Below are 1,015 nucleotides of genomic sequence, written 5' to 3' on the forward strand. Positions count from 1 at the left end.
CCAAGGACAGCAATACAGCGCCGATAAAGCCCAACGGCAAGGCCGGCTGACCAAACAGCACCGGCGAAAACCCTATAAGCTCGATTCGCAGCTGGTTCAACACATCGACACCCTTATCCGCCGCAAACTCAGTCCCGAACAAGTGTGTGCCTACCTGCATAAACACCACGGGATCAAGCTCCATCACAGCACCGTTTACCGCTACCTTCGCCAAGACAAAAGCAACGGCGGCACTTTGTGGCAACATCTCAGAATATGCAGCAAACCCTACCGCAAACGCTACGGCAGCACATGGACCAGAGGCAAAGTGCCCGACCGCGTCGGCATAGAAAACCGACCTGCTATCGTCGACCAGAAAACCCGCATCGGCGATTGGGAGGCCGACACCATCGTCGGCAAAAATCAGAAAAGCGCGTTATTGACCTTGGTCGAACGCGTTACCCGCTACACCATCATCTGCAAATTAAAGAACTTAAAAGCCGAAGACACTGCCCGGGCGGCCATTAGGGTATTAAAGGCATATAAAGCCAGAGTCCACACCATCACCATGGATAACGGCAAAGAGTTCTACCAACACACCAAAATAGCCAAAGCATTGAAGGCGAAAACCTATTTTTGCCGCCCTTACCATTCTTGGGGAAAAGGGCTGAATGAGAACACCAATGGACTCATCCGGCAATATTTCCCCAAACAAACCGATTTCCGAAACATCAGCAATCGGGAGATACGCAGGGTTCAAGATGAGTTGAACCACCGGCCAAGAAAAACACTTGGCTACGAAACGCCAAGTGTTTTATTCTTAAATCTGTTCCAACCACTGGTACCCTAGTGTTGCACTTGAAATCCGAATCCAAGGACCTTTTATTTAATCCACGCTACGGGTTGCTTCAACGGCAATCTGTTCCTTCCCCTGTCCGGCGGGGGAAGGTTAGGATGGGGGTGGTTCTATGGCTTTAGGTAAAATCAAATTCGTTTAACCCATAGAGCCACCCTCTCCCCAGCCCTCTCCCGCCAG

General features: G+C 50.9%; 1 protein-coding gene. It reads left to right on the forward strand.

The genetic code is table 11. The features are described 5' to 3' along the window. On the forward strand, nt 1-829 hold an 829-nt coding region (locus tag HMPREF2726_RS10825), incomplete at its 5' end, for an IS30 family transposase (RefSeq protein WP_070603378.1). Nucleotides 830-1,015: the final 186 nt, after the last annotated feature.

The sequence above is a fragment of the Neisseria sp. HMSC074B07 genome, assembly GCF_001810355.1.
In the GTDB taxonomy this organism is placed as follows: domain Bacteria; phylum Pseudomonadota; class Gammaproteobacteria; order Burkholderiales; family Neisseriaceae; genus Neisseria.